At 46.7% G+C, this 18,290-nt stretch carries 12 protein-coding genes; 10 read left to right on the top strand and 2 right to left on the bottom strand.

The genetic code is table 11. The features are described from left to right. Position 1 precedes the first annotated feature (1 nt). Together F3I09_RS04135 and F3I09_RS04130 are read left to right on the top strand one after the other, a co-directional pair. Positions 2–457 carry a hypothetical protein gene (locus F3I09_RS04135; RefSeq protein ID WP_149693759.1) on the top strand — a complete coding sequence of 152 codons (456 nt, stop codon included), beginning with the start codon at positions 2–4 and terminating at the stop codon, positions 455–457. Between the two features lie 23 nt (positions 458–480). Further along, a complete protein-coding gene (locus F3I09_RS04130) occupies positions 481–2,871 on the top strand; it encodes a family 16 glycosylhydrolase (RefSeq protein ID WP_149693758.1) in 2,391 nt (796 codons plus the stop codon). A gap of 424 nt (positions 2,872–3,295) precedes the next feature. On the opposite strand, the gene F3I09_RS04125 is transcribed toward F3I09_RS04130, so the two are convergent. Next, entirely contained in the window at positions 3,296–4,558 is a 1,263-nt protein-coding gene (locus F3I09_RS04125) for a hypothetical protein (protein ID WP_149693757.1), read from the bottom strand. 282 nt (positions 4,559–4,840) lie between these two features. Then, on the bottom strand, positions 4,841–5,221 hold the full coding sequence (locus F3I09_RS04120) for a transmembrane 220 family protein (RefSeq protein WP_149693756.1): 381 nt from the start codon (positions 5,219–5,221) through the stop codon (positions 4,841–4,843). A gap of 437 nt (positions 5,222–5,658) precedes the next feature. Between F3I09_RS04120 and F3I09_RS04115 the strand changes: the two genes are divergently transcribed. From F3I09_RS04115 to eboC, 8 genes are all read left to right on the top strand, one after another. Further along, positions 5,659–7,059, top strand: a complete 1,401-nt coding sequence (locus tag F3I09_RS04115) for an RtcB family protein (RefSeq protein ID WP_149693755.1) — start codon at positions 5,659–5,661, stop codon at positions 7,057–7,059. A gap of 4 nt (positions 7,060–7,063) precedes the next feature. Next, positions 7,064–7,696, top strand: a complete 633-nt coding sequence (gene prfH, locus F3I09_RS04110) for a peptide chain release factor H (RefSeq protein WP_149693754.1) — start codon at positions 7,064–7,066, stop codon at positions 7,694–7,696. Positions 7,697–8,162: 466 nt separating this feature from the next. Next, positions 8,163–11,417 (top strand): TonB-dependent receptor, encoded by a 3,255-nt coding sequence (locus F3I09_RS04105; RefSeq protein ID WP_149693753.1) that lies wholly within the window; start codon positions 8,163–8,165, stop codon positions 11,415–11,417. Positions 11,418–11,470: 53 nt separating this feature from the next. Beyond that, the gene (locus tag F3I09_RS04100) at positions 11,471–13,267 is read left to right on the top strand and encodes a RagB/SusD family nutrient uptake outer membrane protein (protein ID WP_149693752.1); all 1,797 of its coding nucleotides are present in this window, start codon (positions 11,471–11,473) and stop codon (positions 13,265–13,267) included. Positions 13,268–13,367: 100 nt separating this feature from the next. Continuing rightward, a complete protein-coding gene (locus tag F3I09_RS04095) occupies positions 13,368–14,864 on the top strand; it encodes a VCBS repeat-containing protein (protein WP_188133675.1) in 1,497 nt (498 codons plus the stop codon). Between the two features lie 381 nt (positions 14,865–15,245). Next, positions 15,246–16,133 carry an EboA domain-containing protein gene (locus F3I09_RS04090; protein ID WP_149693750.1) on the top strand — a complete coding sequence of 296 codons (888 nt, stop codon included), beginning with the start codon at positions 15,246–15,248 and terminating at the stop codon, positions 16,131–16,133. Positions 16,134–16,238: 105 nt separating this feature from the next. Further along, on the top strand, positions 16,239–17,225 hold the full coding sequence (locus tag F3I09_RS04085) for a TatD family hydrolase (protein ID WP_149693749.1): 987 nt from the start codon (positions 16,239–16,241) through the stop codon (positions 17,223–17,225). 157 nt (positions 17,226–17,382) lie between these two features. Next, positions 17,383–18,243 (top strand): UbiA-like protein EboC, encoded by an 861-nt coding sequence (gene eboC, locus F3I09_RS04080; protein ID WP_149693867.1) that lies wholly within the window; start codon positions 17,383–17,385, stop codon positions 18,241–18,243. Positions 18,244–18,290: the final 47 nt, after the last annotated feature.

Genomic DNA, 18,290 nt, shown 5'->3' with positions numbered 1-18,290 from the left:
TATGGCAATTCGTGAACGTAATAAATTAAAAAGCTGGTTCCAAACCGGCAATTATCCTACGCAAGACCAGTTCTGGGATTGGATTGACAGTTTTGTACATAAATCGGAAGACAAGCTGGACATTGATAATATAAACGGTCTGCGCAGCCTTGTAGATAATAAGGCAGACCTGGAGGCATTTCTTATCCTGTACCAGCAGGTGCAGGATCTGATGGGTGCCAGTTCGAAAATAGTACGGATGGATGTGTTGACAGCATTATCTGATACAGACCTGAACACACAGTACCCGAATGCGCTTCCCGGTTTCCAGGTGATCTGTCCTTCTGTCACAGGAGGTGGAGAGTTGTATGAAAAGTTTGACCAGACCAGTAACAGGTGGTTCCGCTTATACATGACAAAAGGCATAGTGAATAATCCTGGTAAGATCGCCAGCGTAGAGATAGACTGCTTTGTTTAATTGATCCCGTTAAATAATATGAAATGAACATAGAATTAAAAAAGATAACCTGGGAAGGTGGAAATGAAGCATCAATGCCACAGTTGATGACGCTGCATGTAAGGAGGACCAGTGACCCCGATGAAGAAGCCAGCTATACCACCATTACAGAAAATCTGCAAGTACATACAGATGGCACCATATTAAATCCTCCAACGATCAATGATCTGGACGCATCTGAAAACTATACTTTCAGGTTCATAAACAATGATCCTGCCGGAGGAGAATTTGACATCGACTATACAACGCCTCAAACGTTTAAGCTTGTTGCACCGGAAGCAGTATATTATCCGGAGTCGGAGTTGACATATGTTGGCGCGGGCTTCAGGGATGAGATGTTACCCCCTAAGTCAGGTTTTTACTATAGTCTGCAGTATACCACCAAAGATTGGTTTGATTCGGATGAGAAGATAATTCCGGTTGGCGGCGCGCAATGGCAAAGAAAGGATGACCAGGGAGGCCATTATGTATCCTATGAATATGGCGTATTGGAGGTGATGACGGATAATGCGTTCGAGCATGCCATGAAAACACAGTATGCGTTGGGCGTTCATTTTTATGTAGCTGCTGAAGATCTACCGGCGGCAGGGGAATGGCCGCTGCTATCGTATAAAGTACCTGGCTGGGGATACGGTGTATATGTATATGTTAACTGTGCAACAAAGAAGGTACACTGGCGGCAGGCAAGTGAGGCCGTTACGCAGGAGATCATCAGTACCAACACGATCAACACTGGTGCATGGAACCAGCTGCTTGTTTTCCGGGACAGCAATATCGCTGCATCACGGATGTGGTTGAATGCCTCTAATGCTTTCACAGGGGCATTTACTGAGAACAGCGTGTACCAGGGACGTCCGGATTTCCTGACCGTGGGAGCAATGAAGGGCATTTTCAGCAGGGTTTATTTTACTTCCATTACAGTAGATAATACGATCGCGGAGAAGTATCAGCATCCGCCATATCCTGTTGGTATACTGGAAGACCGCTACGACCCGGAGAACAAATATACTATCCCGGCAAAGTACCTGGTGGCAATAGATAATAAGCAGGTTGTTTTCACGCTGCCGGCCGATGTACCCCTTGGCAGCAGGGTGTTTTATCTTGAGACCAGTGCTGGCAGGAGCGCTCCGGTGGAGGTGAATATCTCCGTCATACCAAAAATGAATTACCCCGTAACCGTTCATTTTGACCGCAACAGCGGGGAGTATAGCGATGACTTCAAACAGATATTTAATCCAATGGCAAAAGGTTGGGGTGGTATTAACGGTGAGGAAAGCGCCAGTGGCGGCGTAGCGCCAACGCATGTTTATTTTCAGGACAACCTGTTGGTGCTTGAAGCACATGGAGACCAGTACAATGGCCGTTCACAGGGGTTTACAGAAGCGGGCGAGCCTAAACGTCATGATGCGCCGGGAGATCCCTCCCTGGGGAATCCCTGGACCACAAGGGTAGGCGCCGCACTGATTTCCAGAGATTACTATGGTTATGGCCGTTATGTGATGGAAGTAAAATTGCCCCGTGACATGGGCGTTGCGCCTGCACTATGGACATCGCATTATGTAAAGGCCCGTATACAGGACCCACGCTATGATACAATGGTGGCCCAGGGTTTAACCATCGGCGGTAACCTGGATGGAGATAGGTGGGTGGTAGCTTATGACCACGTAAGTATGGAAATGCCTTGCAGTAACGCGATGTATGTCTATTCCACTGTTGAGGAGATGCTCTCCTACGGTTATTATGCTACATGGACCGGCGAACTGGTAGCTGTGGTGGAAGATCCAAGCCCCGAGAATATTGGTACCTGGCGGCTGGATAATACCACAGCGCCGGAATTATTGACAAGCTGGACAAAAATCAGTAACGAGGTGCAGTATATAGCTGAGCCGAGTAAAGACTTTATCCGATGTAACGCCGGGATAGGCGAGACAGGCCCAGGCAATGGTATTAATTATCAGGGTTATCCTTCCGAAGATGAATATTTCGCTATGCAAACATCCGCTGGAAAAGATCTGTGGGATGGTGCGTTTCATGAGTTCAGGTTTGATTGGTATGCGGACAGAGTAGAGTATTATGTGGATGGACAATTGATCCAGGTGAACAGGCGCTTTGTTCCGGATGCAGCCGGCAGGTGGGCTGTGGGCCTTTGGTTCCCATCGCCCGCAAATGAAGACTTGCCATGGCGCGTAGATCCCTTTGGTGTTTACGGAGCATGGGCAGGTGCAGCGGCTGACTGGAAATACCAGAAGTTATTCATCAAGCGGCTTGCGCATACGCCTTTCACAGATGAAGAAGCTGGCGGCGCGAACCGCCTGGTGGGTGAGACCTATCCTTTCCAGGGGCGTAGCGGCTACGAGCAACCTCTTCCCGGATGAGATATTATAGATACATAGTTGTAGTGTAATATGTTAGCAGCGGCGGGGACGGTATAAGATAAAAGCCGTCTCCGCCCTTTTTCCCGCATTGGCCTTCATCATTATAAACACTTATGCGGGTCCTATTGCTGATTAAACGATTGCTTGTTGGTGGGCTCTCTTTTTTTATCGCTAAGTAGTTTCGGTTTCAGTATGGGATGGCGGTCGGCGCCTCTCTGGAAGACTATTGAGCGTTGTCAACCGTATTGGATTTTGAATATGTATTAAGCAGCATCGGTCGTGTGGCCGGAGAGCCGAAGGCCCGCCATTCCCATCTGAAACCGGTACTACTTAAGCTGTCCCTGTTACTGTGCAGATGCCTGGCTCTTTATGAGTTGAAGGCTTTTGCATCGTGATGACAATGGTTATTCTATTCCGGTTTTAACTATCCCCTGTAAGTAGGATCTTTATCTTCTTCTGTTTTAGGTGGTTTGTTAAACTTGTATTCCATTTGTGATTTCACTTTGCGGTACCAGTTGAGATCATGAGGTAATTTCTCGAACCAGGCCTGGAAGTCTGCCGGTATCAGGTCATATACATCACTGGGAACGGGAAAGACCATGCCATTTATGATCAGTTGCACCGGATCGGTATGTACCACATCGCCGTCAACAATGCCTGGTTCCAATGGTGATTCTTCTCCTTTTTTAACACGCCACTCGTCTTTTCTTCCGTATTTATTCAATTTGGCAATGTCATTATTATTCCAGATCCTATTAAGCGCTATAAGCTTTTTCCGCATTTCATGACCAGAATTGGTGTCTGCAAACAGCTTGTTAAGGAAGATCTGGGCATATTGAGACGCATTGCTTATGTGTGCGGTATAGGTGTTCACCATTTCCTGGGCGGATTCTGTAGTGCCCAAATGCATTTTTGACTGTCCAAATGGATTGGGAGAATTGCTGATTGTATCCAGGCCGGCCATATTATAACCCAAAAGGTCATTGGCATCCCGGTACTGTACACCTGTTGACGCCAGTAGTTGCTGATGCGCATATTCGCCTATCTGACCATGTATCTTCAGCTCATTCCATTTGGCGTTGGGTTTCATATGCTCAGCGGTCCGGCCCGGACCGTTCAGGTGCGTTACATATTCATCCTGTGTATCGGTGAGCGGGCTGCCGGGAGGGGAAGGCGGATGTATTTTCAACGCTTTCTGGGCTTCATACGCAACCTTGTACGCTTTGATGCCTGCTTTTTCCCAGGAAGCAAACGTATGGGTGCCTTTAGTATCAATTGCCCATGCTCTTAATTGTGAAAGCATCTTCAGCACGGAAGGATGTACGATGCGTAATTGGCTGTAGACAGCTAATGCGTATCGAAACGGCTTATTTTTTTTGGGCTTTCTTATTCCAAGCAAGCTGTAAAAATTTGTCTTGTCTTTTCCTGCCAGGATATAGAGCTTCACAAGGCGCAGGTTTGAACGTGTCGTATCACGGCCATTAATATTCAGTCTGAGCTGCGCTACATTATTGGGCCGCTGTTGCTGAACTACCGGTTGTATAACCGGCGCCCCGGATACAGGGTTGAACTGCGGCTTTACGGCAGGCCTGGCAACTCCAGTTGTGCCAATGTTGTTAGCAGATGCCTGCGAAGCAGTGCGAATACCAGGGGCAACAGCCGGCGTGTGTTTGTGAGGGTATGACACAGTATAAGGGAGTTATAGTTACCTAAAAATAAGCATTTCCCATCATAACAGCCACTTGTTATACTTCGGCGGCAGTTCCTCACTTTCCGCCTTTTCCCAGTGGGGTTGTTCCCCGCTACGGGTTGAGCCCGCGGGCTTTTGATGGACTCCTGTTAGCGGCCCGCCGGAATAGGCTGAACGACGGTACTACATAATTCAGGATCTGATTGACAGACACCGTGGGGCGTCGACTGCACCCTGTTTGATATCAATGATGTCTTTGAGGAGAATAGGGCGGATCGTCTAACGCTTCTTCAACTTGCGGCCTGCGTAGAAATAATTAATCAGTAATACTATGATCAACAGAAATAATCCGAAGAACTCACGTGTTTCTTCTATCCATGGTTTTGTTGCTTTCATGGTTTCTGCAATGTTCTCGCCATGATGTTCAGTGGCCCAGTCTATAACACCGTTCTTATCAAAGAAAAGGTATGCTGCATACACCAGGTATACAAATATACCGATGAGATATGCACGCCTGTAAAAGCGGCCACGTGCAGCCAGGATACAGCATCCGGCGCCAAACAGATAAATAGGCCCCCATATGTAAGGATCAGGATCATTGTATTGTAGTCCTGCGAAAATGATGAACAGAATACCCCAGATGATGTTGAATATTTTCATAGAAAAAAAATTATCAGCGATAGAACGAAGATAGTTGATATAATATAGAAAATATATACCTTTGCATCCGAATTCCTTTTATTGTTCACTTCTAAAAACACAAGGAATCATGACAGAACGTATTCACATATCGCCCTTTTCGCCCGCTGCCTGATACAGGCAATATTTCCTTTTTTAATTTACTGGAAAGCGTGTAAACATTGATGATCATTCATCATTAGTGTGTTCTATTAGCATGCCTGTATAGGAGCGCTGGTTGAAAACCGGGGATGGTCGCGTAGATCAGCCACGGTAGGAGCTGCGTGTTTGTAGCCGGGGGTAGCCCCGGGAGATAAACCAGATCTTCTCTGCCTGCGGAAAGGGTATCTCATGCCTTTAATTGTTGTTCAATATCATTTGAGCGATACGATTTACTATACAATTTATTACGCACCTATATGGGCAGTTTACGCACAAAAGAACTGAGTAAAATCGGTTATACAAATGACCGTGCAAGAAGTCTGGTCATTAATATTATTTCAAAACATTTTAAGCATCATACCAAGGAACAACTCATTACATTATTGTCTGGTATTAAAGAAAAACCTGAGCAATATGTGAATGATGAAGTGTTGGGTAAGATCGCAGCTACATTCATAGAAAAAGAAGAAGTCACGCATCATAAGGAGTTCACCTTGCTGGAACAGACAGGGCGCCTGAAGATCTATGGTGGTAAGGAGATTGAGCATGCTGCTAAAAAGCAGATGGAGATCGCTATGTCATTGCCGGTAACTGTGCAGGGAGCGTTGATGCCAGATGCGCACACGGGCTATGGATTGCCTATCGGCGGCGTACTGGCTACGGATAACGCTGTTATTCCTTATGCAGTAGGCGTGGATATTGGCTGCCGCATGTCATTGTCCATCTTTGATGAAGGAGAAAGCTTTATCAAACGTTATGGCTATCAGATGAAGGTGGCATTGAAAGAATGGACGCACTTTGGTATGGAAGGAGGGCTGGAAGTTGAACAGGAGCATCCTGTGCTGGACGATCCTGCCTTTCAGGCCACGGACTTGCTGAAGAAGCTGCAGGCAAAAGCAGCGCGGCAGCTGGGAAGTTCCGGCAGTGGTAATCATTTCGTGGAGTTTGGTATGATCAGGTTGTCGGAAGACAATTCCCTGGGATTGCCTGCGAAAGATTATGTCGCGCTATTGTCGCACTCCGGCAGCCGCGGACTGGGCGCCAATGTGGCGATGCATTATACGAAGATCGCGATGGATACCTGTAAGCTGCCAAGAGAAGCACAGCAACTGGCCTGGCTGGATATGAACAGCGAAGCGGGACAGGAGTACTGGCTCAGCATGCAACTGGCGGGCGACTATGCAAAGGCCTGTCATGACAGGATACACATTAACATGGCGAAGGCCGTAGGGCTTGAGCGGCTGATCACTGTTGAGAACCACCACAATTTTGCGTGGGAAGAAAGCCTGGAAGATGGCCGTAAAGTGATCGTGCATCGCAAAGGGGCCACGCCTGCTCACGAGGGAGAGCCGGGCATTATTCCCGGAAGTATGACCACAGCTGCATACCTGGTAACCGGAAAAGGAGTGGAGCAGTCTTTGTTCTCTGCTTCACATGGCGCCGGCAGAATGATGAGCCGCAAGCGGGCCAGGGAAAGTATGACAGTATCCGCATTGAAGAAAATGCTGGGAGATGCAGGTGTCACCTTGATTGGTGGCAGTGTGGAGGAAAATCCGCTCGCCTACAAAGACATTGAGAGTGTGATAGCAGCGCAGCAGGAATTGATAAACATTGAGGGGCGGTTTTTACCCCGGATGGTAAGAATGTATAAAGAGTAACAACATGAGCAAGTCAATGATACAGGTAACTGCCGGGAGAGGGCCGGCAGAATGTACACGGGTAGTAGCAAAGGTCGTGGAGCTGATGATGAAGGCTGCCCGCACGCAGGGGCTGGACATCCAGCTGCTGGAAAGCAAAAAGGGAGACCTGAAGGGAACACTGTTATCCGCAGTACTATTAATAAAAGAAAAAAGTGGCGCCAGGGAGAAGAGGCTTGATGCCTTTGTAAAGGAGTGGAGAGGTACGGTGCAGTGGATCGCAGAAAGCCCTTACCGTAAGTTTCACAAGCGTAAGAACTGGTTTGTGGGCGTCGAGGTATTTGATGTGAAAGAGCAGCTGAAATGGGACCTGAAGGATGTGAAGCTCGAGTCCTGCCGCGCATCAGGTCCCGGCGGGCAGCATGTGAATAAAGTGGAGACGGCAGTACGGGGTACGCATCTTCCGTCTGGTATCCAGGTACTGGCGATGGACAGCCGTTCACAATTGCAGAACAAACAGCTTTGCCTGGAACGGCTGGAAACAAAGTTTATGTCCTGGCAGATGGAACAGCTACTGGCGCGCCGGCAGGACCAGTGGCAGGAACATAATGAACTGGAAAGAGGAAGGGCGGTAAAGGTGATCACAGACAAACTGTGATCGCCTTTCCCTTTCTTCACCGTTTTGTAAAACTGATAGTAAATTCTTAAATACTGATTAAAAATTTGCAAAGCATCTTGCATAAATTAAACGAATGTGTTACCTTGGTCGGCAGTTAACAATTGAAACTTTAGTGTGTGTTTAATAAATGCCAAGATCTAATCCATGTTCCCTAATTTTTTGATGTTAACACGTATGAAAAAACTAAACTGTAGTCCTTAAAAAAAAATTAAGTACGCCATTCCCATTTTTTAACAACTAAACGCCCGGATATAATATTGCATTGATACTGATGCAATCGGTATCAATATGGATTTGAGCCGAGAGGAAGGATTTACATAGTGTCCCTCTAAGACCAGGATATTGATTTCATCCGGTCATTTTTCGTGTCTGTACCTGCCGAGCGGCGCAGTGTATGGGCTCGAACAGGCTATTTATTAACCAATTTTTAAAAACGTTTCACGTTATGAAGAGACATGTCTACCGCACATTTGCGTGTTGCTGGCTATTGTTGTTGTTGTTTGCCGGCGCTGCATTCGCCCAGACTAAATTTACCGGGAAGGTCACAGACAAGACTTCCGGTAATCCCTTGCCAGGAGTAACTGTAGCAGTTAAAAACTCTGGCCGCGGTACAGCCACAGACCCGGCTGGAAACTTTAGTCTAACTGCCAAAAAAGGAGAGATCCTGGTGTTTTCATTTGTAGGCTACACGCAGCAGGAAGTAGTATTGGGAGATGCTGCTACTGTTAGTGTAGTACTGACTGAGAAGGTAGGTTCACTCGATGAAGTAGTGGTAACAGGTTACGCTACTCAACGTAAGAAAGACCTGACAGGCGCTGTATCTGTTGTAAACGTAGAACAGATCAGCCGTCAACCCACAGCCCAGGTGAGCAACCAGTTACAGGGCCAGGTATCTGGTATTACTGTATTAGGTTCCGGTCAGCCGGGTGAAGAGCCACAGGTGCGTATCCGTGGTGTGAATACCTTCGGTAACAACACTCCGCTCTACGTTATTGATGGAATACCTACACAGAATATCGTGGACCTGAACCCGTATGATGTGGCAAGCATGCAGGTACTGAAAGATGCAGGTTCTGCCTCTATCTATGGTGCAAGAGCTGCTAACGGTGTGATTATCATCACCACCAAAAAAGGTAAATCTGATGGTAAGGTAAGAGTGACCTATGATGGCTACTATGGTACCCAGCGTCCTAAAGGTGGCAACGTATGGCACATGCTTTCGCCACAGGAAATGGCTAATCTGAAATGGATGGCATTGAAAAATACAGATCCGAATGTTACTTACAATGATGGACTGTATGGCACAGGCGCTACTCCAAGACTGCCTGATTACATCGCTCCGGGCGGTCTGATGGAAGGAGATCCTGCTGTAGATCCTTCTAAATACAATGTAAATCCTTTCTATAAGAACCCTTCTGATCTGGACAATTTCTACCGTATCAGCAAGGCAAATAAAGGAGGCACAGACTGGTTCCATGAAATCTTCAAACCAGCTATGATCACCAGCCATAACGTATCCGTAAGTGGTGGTGGCGATCAGGGAGCTTATTACCTCTCATTCTATTATTTCAACCAGAAAGGTACTTTACTGGATACTTACCTGAAACGTTACTCCATCCGTTCCAACAGCTACTTTAACGTAGGTAAACATGTACGTATCGGGGAAAACCTGGAGTTTTCAGTAATAGACAACCCACGTATCACTGCGCTGACAGAAGGAAGTGGTATCGGTATGGCTTTCCGCGAGCAACCTATTATTCCGGTACGCGATATCAAGGGTAACTTTGCAGGTTCATTCAGTACCAATGGCGCTCAGTTAGGTAATGCCCGTAATCCGGTAGCAATACAGGAGCGTACAAAAGATAACAGAGGTCTGGGTAACCGTTTATTAGGTAACGTATATGGAGAAGTTGATTTCCTGCAGCATTTTACTTTCCGTACCAGCTTTGGTGGTGAAGTTTATTCTTCTTCTAACCATAGCTTCACTTATCCGGAGTATGAGAATGCGGAGAACAACAAGGTTAACTCTTATACAGAAAGTGCTACCAGCGGTTATAACTGGACATGGAGCAATACGCTGAGCTACTCACAGAACTTCAATAAGATACATAGCGTAAAAGTGCTGTTAGGTACTGAAGCCTTCGACAACCATGGCCGCATGGTAACAGGTACTACACAGAACTACTTCATCTTTGATCCTAACTTCACTAACCTGGGTACTGGTACAGGTACTGTTACCAACAACAGTAATGCATTCACTGACGGTCTGTTTTCTATATTCGGCCGTTTAGATTACAGCCTGATGGATAAATATCTGCTCGGTGCTGTTATCCGTCGTGACGGTTCCAGCAGGTTCGGTGCCAACAACCGTTATGGTACGTTCCCTGCTATCAGCGCTGGCTGGCGTGTTTCTCAGGAAGAATTCCTGAAACATGTATCCTGGATCTCTGACTTAAAGATCAGAGGTGGATGGGGTATTATGGGTAACCAGCTGAACGTTGATCCATCCAACGCATTTACCCAGTATGGTCTGAACAAAGGATCTTCTTTCTATGACATCGGTGGTACTTCCAATACGCTCGCTTCTGGTTTCTTCAGAACACGTATCGGTAACCCGGATGCTAAATGGGAAAGCAACATCAACACCAACATTGGTTTTGATGCGACACTCTTCAAAGGTAAACTGGAAATAAGCGCAGACTACTATAAGAAACAGGTAAAAGACCTGCTGTTCACACCAGAGATCTCCGCTACTGCCGGTCGTTCAGATCCTCCAACTGTGAACATCGCAGAAATGCAGAACCATGGTTTTGATGTGTCTTTAGGTATCAATGATATCCATATCACCAAGGAGCTGGTATTGAAAGCAAATGCCACCTTAACTACCTATAAGAACAAGATCGTTAATATCTCTGGCGACGCACCTTATTTCGACCTGGAAGCCCGTCGTTTCAACGGTAACTTCATCATCCGTAACGCAATCGATCATCCTATCTCCAGCTTCTATGGTTACAAAACTGTGGGCTTCTGGAATAGTGCAGAAGAAATTGCAGCGGCAAATGATCAGGCGCAGAAAGCAACTAACAATCCCAATGCAGTTTATCAGACTGGTATCAAGCTGGGACGTTTCCGTTACCAGGATACAAACGGAGATGGTATCATCACAGATGCTGACCGTACCTTCCTGGGTAACCCAAGCCCTAAGTTCAGCTACGGTCTGAACCTGGAACTGGACTACAAGAATTTTGATTTCACCGTGTTCTTATACGGTGTACAGGGTAACAACATCTGGAACCAGGTACGTTGGTGGACAGACTTCTATCCATCTTTCGCAGGTGCTAAGAGCAAAACAGCGCTGTATGATTCCTGGAGACCAGATAACCACAACGCAAAAGCACCAATTCAGGAGAACGAAGGTTCCTTCAGTACCAATACTGTACCTAACTCCTTCCTCGTAGAAAATGGTTCTTACCTGCGTGCTAAAAACATGGTGCTCGGTTATACTTTACCTAAACCAATTCTGCAACGTATTGGTATAGAAAGATTCCGCATCTATGTACAGGCGGCTAACCTGTTCACTATTACCAAATATTCAGGTATTGATCCGGAGATCACAGGTGGTACTACCAACTTTGGTCTGGATGAAGGTGCTTATCCTAACCAGCGTCAATTCCTGGTGGGCGTTAACGTAGGCTTCTAATTAACGTAGTGATTATACCGGAAACAATTGGAGAACATCAAAAAAATCTAAACATGAAACGGACTTTAATAAAATCAAAATATATACTTGCAGCAGCAGTTGTAGGAGGCGTATTCTTCTTTAACGCCTGTAGCAAAAGCTTTCTGGAACGTGACCCCCGCGGTTCACTGACAGGTGATAACGTGTCTACCAAAGATGGTATAGATGCTTTACTGGTTGGCGCTTATGCCGCACTGGATGGCCAGCAGCAGGATGTAGCTGCTATCGGTACCGGTGGCCCATGGGAAGCAGCACCCAGCAACTGGATCTACGGAAGCGTAGCCGGTGGTGATGCTCATAAAGGTAGTGACGCGACTGACCAGCCGCCAATCAGTCTGATAGCTACCGGTCAGTTTGATGCAAGCAATGGCTTCTTTAATACCAAATGGAAAGTATTATTTGAAGGAGTAGCACGTACAAATATCATTCTGTCACTGTTGCCAAACGTAAAGGACATGTCAGCAGGTCAGCTGACACAGGTACAGGCGGAAGCGCGTTTCCTGCGTGGTCACTACTACTTCGAACTGAAGAAAATGTTCGGTAAAGTGCCCTGGGTAGATGAGGCACATATCACTGACTACAAACAGCCTAACAATACAGATATCTGGCCAAAGATCGAAGAAGATCTGAAGTTTGCTTACGAGAACCTGCCGCTTACACAATCGCAGGTGGGCCGTGCGAACAAATGGGCAGCAGCAGCTTACCTGGCTAAAACCTATGTATATCAGAAAAAATGGACAGACGCTAAACCGCTGTTTGACCTGATCATTGCACAGGGTGTAACTGCCAAAGGTGTAAAATATGGGCTGACAGCAAGGTTCGAAGACAACTTCGATTCTGAAACAAAGAATAACAGTGAGTCTGTGTTCGCTATACAGATGTCTGCCAACAATGGTAGCGGTCAGATCTCCAATGGTAACCAGGGTGAGATGCTGAACTTCCCTTACAACAGCCCATTCGGTTGCTGCGGATTCTATCAGCCTACCCAGGACCTGGTAAACTCTTTCCGTACAGATGCTAACGGATTGCCTTTCCTGGAAGATTTTAACGATCATGCAGTAAAGAGCGATATGAAAGTATTATCTACAGCGCCATTTACGCCTGATGCAGGTAATCTGGATCCACGTCTTGACTGGACAGTAGGCCGTCGCGGTATTCCTTACCTGGATTGGGGTAATCACCCTGGCCGTAGCTGGGTACGTGATCAGGATTATGCTGGTCCTTACGCTCCTAAAAAGAACGTTTACTGGCAGTACAACCAGGATAAGTATAAAGATGCCAACTCCTGGGCGCCTGGTTCTGCTATCAACCTGGTGTTGATCCGTTACTCAGATGTATTGTTAATGGCTGCTGAGACAGAAGCTGAGCTGACCAACCTGGATGCTGCACAGACATATGTGAATATGGTGCGTACCAGGGCTGCTAATCCACAGACCATCGTATACAAATACATCGATGATACCAAGCCAATGGGTGGTTTTACCAATACACCTGCTGCAAATTATGTAGTAAAGAACTATCCTGCAGGAGCTTTCACCACAATGGGGAAAGACGGCGCGCTGAAAGCGATCCGCTTTGAGCGTAAGCTGGAACTGGCGATGGAAGGTCAGCGTTTCTTCGACATCGTTCGTTGGGGAACAGCATCAGCTGAGCTGACCAGGTTCTTCGCTTATGAGTCCAAGATCACTACTGACGTGACTGGTGGTAAATTCATTGTTGGCCGTAATGAGAATTATCCTATTCCTCAACGTCAGATTGACCTGAGCTTTAAAGACGGGGCAAAGACGCTTGAGCAGAATGCCGGATATTAACAGCGTGCTATTTTTAACGAAGAGGATAAAATGGAAAGACCCTGGCGACGGGGTCTTTCCGCTTTTTGGGTATATTTATGTTTACGCAATCCAGACACACTTGAAAACACTACTCCCTTTCATTCTCATTATTACATCCATCATCACATACACCTCCTGTTCTCTGAGCAAACAGGAAAAGGGAAAACTCCTCGCTGAGAAATACTGCGGCAGCTGCCACTTGTCTGTATCTCCAACGATGCTCGATAAAGTTACCTGGACACAGCATGTGTTGCCGGCAATGGCGCCCAGGCTGGGAATTGGCGTATGGCGGGAAAATGAGTATTTCCCTAAGCCTGTCAATGGTGCTGCTAATATCAGTATTGAAGACTGGAAGAATATTGTTGCGTATTACCAGGAACTGGCGCCTGATACCCTGGCGCCGGCAAAGGCGCCGCAGCCGCTGGCGGAAGACCTGCAGATGTTTGATCTTTTACAGCCTGATACGGCAGGGCATAGGCAGACCGCCACCACCACAATGGTTTCTATTAATCCGTTTACCGGCGATGTTTATTCCTCCTCAGAATATGGCGCGACCTTGTACAAGTGGGACAGGCAGCTGAAGTCGTCACCAGCTATCAAACTGCAATCTACTGCTGTGGATATGAACTGGCGCGCGGCTGATACCGCCCTGCTGACCTGTATCGGTAACATGCGGGCAGTGGATGTGCCGACAGGTGTCATCTGGGAAGTGCATCCGGCGGAAGAAGAGGCGCGGCAGGTGAAGACCATCGGGATGGGTTTACCCCGTCCGGTACAGAGTATAGCGGCCGACTTTAATAAAGACGGGAGGATGGACTACCTGGTATGTGGCTTTGGGCATAATTACGGAGGATTGTATGTGCTGCAGCAAACGGCGGATGAAGAATACGCCAAACGGGCTGTGTGGGAGGTACCTGGTGCGATCCATGCTGTGGTGGAAGATTTTGATAAGGATGGATGGCCGGATATCATGACACTGTTTGCCTACGGAGACGAGGGCATATGGTTGTTCCGGAACGATCATAAGGGAGGTTTTAAACAGCAACAGCTATTGCGTTTTCCTCCTGTACAGGGATCGACGGGTTTTCAGGTGGTGGATATGAATAAGGACGGCCTGCCGGATATATTATATACCTCCGGAGATAACGGGGACTACTCAATGGAACTGAAACCCTTTCATGGGGTGTATCTGTATCTGAATAAAGGAGACTTTACTTTTGAGCAGGCCTGGTTTTACCCGGTGAATGGCTGTACTAAGGCCATAGCGGCCGACTTTGATCAGGATGGTGACCTGGACATTGCCAGCATCGCGTTCTTTGCTGACCTGAAGCACCGGCCGTCAGAGAAGTTCATATTATTCAGCCAGGAGCAGCCTATACATTTTACCCCACATGTAATGCCGGCACTGACAGGGGAAGGCCGGTGGATTTGCATGGATGTGGGAGATTATGACAGAGATGGGGATGCGGATATAGTGCTGGGAAACTACTCAAAAGGGTTCATTATTCAGGAGGGTTTTAAGCCGGATTGGGACGTTAACATTCCGTTTATAATGCTTAGAAATAAAACAAAATGAATCAATTACACTTGCTCAGTTTAAAAATAGTAATTGGGGGATCAGTTTTTTGGACATTCGATTGCAGTTGTAACAAATAAATACTTATATTGCATAAGCAACGTCAGGCAAAAATCTAAATCTATGCTGCTTAAACTACTCAGTTTGGCGCTCGTGTAGCATTTCTTTTTCCCTGTAAACAGTACTGAAATAATAGAACAATAATCTCCGCAGTATTATTGTTTTTCAAGATACTCCTGATTGAACTGATCAGGTTTTAGAATGGCGGAAGGAGAGGCACACCGTGCCTCTCTTTTATTTACTACACCATCTATCATAGTTTTCCCCTTTTTTTAATGCTTATTCTGCTAACTTTAGCCTGGATAAATTTCAACCGGAGCGATGGAACATGCCTATTATTACGACAGGAATAAATTCGACGCGTTATTATACCGGATCATTGAGCAAAGCAGTACGGAACAGGCGCTCAACTGGTTAGAACAACAAAAGGAGAAACTGGGAGAACCCGTAAGTACACAGCGTTTCAATCTTACTTTTACAGCTATTCCACGGTTTATGGGAAAGCAAGCTGTAAAGTCTGCCACACCATATATAGCGTTGTCTGATAATGCCAGCTTTTTCATACAGGGTTTTACGTTAGATAAACTGGTAAGGATCTGGTGGTTATTACAGTTCCCGGCAGCTGACAAAGATGCTTATATCAGGGTGATAGAGGGATTGTTTGATGCTGCTGATATGAACGAACAGGCAGCTTTGTACGCCGCATTGCCGGTACTGGCATGGCCGGAAGCATGGGTATTCCGCACTACGGAAGGGATCCGTTCCAATATTGGTCCCGTACAGGAGGCCGTAATGTTATATAACATTTATCCTGCACGTAACCTGGAAGAGCCAGCCTGGAACCAGCTGGTAATGAAAGCTTTTTTCACGGATAAGCCGATTCATCTCGTTTCAGGTCTGGATGAAAGAGCCAATGAAAGACTGGCGGCTATTCTCACAGACTACGCGCATGAGCGCTGGGCCGCAGGCAGGAGGGTACATCCTATGTTGTGGAGGCTGGTGGGGCCTTTTATCAATGCTGACAATTTCCCTGATATACAACGTATATGGCATTCTGAAGTGAATGTCGAAAAAGAGGCGGCGGCATTAGCCTGTGCCTCAAGTACATATGCTCCCGCACAACATCTGCTGGAGCAGTCAGCCACACTTAGAGAAGAGGTAACCAGCCATCGTCTGACATGGGACACCATTGCGGCCCGAATAGCATAAACGTGTATCACACCTTCAGTGTATATAATAGTAACTTGCCCGGCAGTAATTTAACCCGCCGGGGCAGGTTTTTAATTTACAGGTCTCGATAAAACAGAACAAGATATGTGTAGCAGTCATGAGTTAACAGGTCAACAATTTCAACCTATCGCCACGTCTTCCTCCTATCTCGAACGCATAAAAGGCATGCGTTTTTTTGATCCTCATGTACATATGACATCCCGTACAACGGATGATTATCAGGCAATGGCGGATGCCGGGATAGTAGCAATCATTGAACCAGCCTTCTGGCTGGGACAGCCACGTACGGGAGTAGATACTTTCCGTGATTATTATAACAGCCTGATTGGCTGGGAAAGATTCCGTTCTTCACAGTTCGGTATCAGGCATTATTGTACTATCGGCCTCAACTCCAAGGAAGCCAACAATGAAAGGCTGGCAGAGGCTGTAATGGAAATATTGCCATCATTTATATATAAAGAGGGCGTGGTAGGCGTCGGTGAGATCGGCTTTGACGATCAGACTGCTGCTGAGGAAAAGTACTACCGCGCACAGCTTGAACTCGCTAAAGAAGCAGGGCTCCCTGTTCAGATACATACCCCACACCGGGACAAGAAAAAAGGCACTCAACGTAGTATGGACATTGCGTTGGAGCATGGTCTGGACCCCCATATGGTCATTGTGGATCACAACAATGAGGAAACAGTCAGGGAGGTATTAGACCGAGGTTTCTGGGCAGCGTTCACTATTTATCCGTTTACTAAAATGGGGAATGAACGTATGGTCGAAATCGTGAAACAGTATGGTAGTGAACGCATAATGGTAAATTCTGCCGCCGACTGGGGTATCAGTGACCCCCTGGCTGTACCCAAAACTGCGGCGCTCATGCACGAAAGTGGTATTGACTTGAATGACATTCATTTGGTAACTTTCCGCAATGCTATAACTGCTTTCGCTCAAAGTGGTCAGATGGACGAAGCGGATTTTGACACGGTCAAAGACGTGGATCAAAGTCTGAAATTTAATGGAAGCACCGTACTGCGCGGTGGCCAGCAGCCAAGAATAGATAAACAATCTAATATTATTAGATAAATCGTTACAAGTCTGTACTACGGATGTCCCTAGCTATGTAGTGATGCAGAAACATTACTGTGTCTCATGCATAACCTGTGATCCGTGTTGCCTACTTGGAGAAAACCCGAGCCCGGTGAATTATATTGTAAGCAAGTTGTTAGGTTATTTACGTTTAATGCGGCCCGCCAACATAGTAACTGCTGTGGCAGATATATTGGCTGGGGTTGCTATTTCCGGCTTCCTGGGTTCTGAAGTGTCAAGTTACCTGGACCATCTGTTGCCTGTGATGTGCATGTGTCTGGCAACCATCGGACTATATGGCGGAGGAGTAGTATTTAACGATGTGATGGATGCTGAGCTCGATAAGAAGGAACGTCCTGAACGTCCCATACCCAGTGGGGTTATTTCCCTTACGGAAGCGATAGTGCTGGGAAGTTATCTTTTGCTGGTGGGTATACTGGCCGCCTTTACCGTAGGCCGTATTACAGGCTATTTTGCGTTGGGTATTGCAGCTTCTGCGCTGATATATGATAAATGGGGGAAACATTTCTCCTGGGGACCTGTGAATATGGGTTTATGTCGTGGATTAAACCTGCTGATGGGCATTAGCATGGTAGGGGCTGCCTTAAACAAGTACTGGTGGTTAGGGATAATCCCGGTGATCTACATAGCGGCTGTGACTGCCATCAGCAGGGGAGAAGTGCATGGGGGAAGTAAGCGTACGCTGCGTATTGCTGCCGTCTGTTATGCGCTGGTATACGGTACCATGTTGGTGCTGGCAGCGGTTAATGGACGTATCCTCATAGCCACACCATTTGTCATCCTGTTCGCACTCATGATTAACCTGCCCTTATTCAGGGCTATGAAGGATCCCTCCGGTCCTAATATAGGAAAAGCGGTAAAAGGAGGCATTATTGCCCTGATAGCAATGAATGCCGCCTGGGTAGCTGCTTTCTCCACCTTACCACATGCTTTACTGGTATTGATATTATTGCCATTGTCATTACTGATGGCCCGGGCGTTTGCAGTGACCTGATACGCTACGCTCGTCATTCGTAATTCGTCATAGCAATTAAATTTTGT

It is taken from the genome of Chitinophaga sp. CF418 (genome assembly GCF_900142925.1).
GTDB lineage: Bacteria > Bacteroidota > Bacteroidia > Chitinophagales > Chitinophagaceae > Chitinophaga.
The sequence above is the reverse complement of the archived record's forward strand: the minus strand, read 5'-3'. Positions and strand labels throughout refer to the sequence as shown.

What these genes read in the sequence shown, in the direction of transcription:
- F3I09_RS04135 (WP_149693759.1), top strand. Translation starts at nt 2, where the DNA reads ATGGCAATTCGTGAACGTAATAAATTAAAAAGCTGGTTCCAAACCGGC.
- F3I09_RS04130 (WP_149693758.1), top strand. Translation starts at nt 481, where the DNA reads ATGAACATAGAATTAAAAAAGATAACCTGGGAAGGTGGAAATGAAGCA.
- F3I09_RS04120 (WP_149693756.1), bottom strand. Translation starts at nt 5,221, where the DNA reads ATGAAAATATTCAACATCATCTGGGGTATTCTGTTCATCATTTTCGCA.
- F3I09_RS04115 (WP_149693755.1), top strand. Translation starts at nt 5,659, where the DNA reads ATGGGCAGTTTACGCACAAAAGAACTGAGTAAAATCGGTTATACAAAT.
- prfH (WP_149693754.1), top strand. Translation starts at nt 7,064, where the DNA reads ATGAGCAAGTCAATGATACAGGTAACTGCCGGGAGAGGGCCGGCAGAA.
- F3I09_RS04105 (WP_149693753.1), top strand. Translation starts at nt 8,163, where the DNA reads ATGAAGAGACATGTCTACCGCACATTTGCGTGTTGCTGGCTATTGTTG.
- F3I09_RS04100 (WP_149693752.1), top strand. Translation starts at nt 11,471, where the DNA reads ATGAAACGGACTTTAATAAAATCAAAATATATACTTGCAGCAGCAGTT.
- F3I09_RS04090 (WP_149693750.1), top strand. Translation starts at nt 15,246, where the DNA reads ATGGAACATGCCTATTATTACGACAGGAATAAATTCGACGCGTTATTA.
- F3I09_RS04085 (WP_149693749.1), top strand. Translation starts at nt 16,239, where the DNA reads ATGTGTAGCAGTCATGAGTTAACAGGTCAACAATTTCAACCTATCGCC.
- eboC (WP_149693867.1), top strand. Translation starts at nt 17,383, where the DNA reads ATGCGGCCCGCCAACATAGTAACTGCTGTGGCAGATATATTGGCTGGG.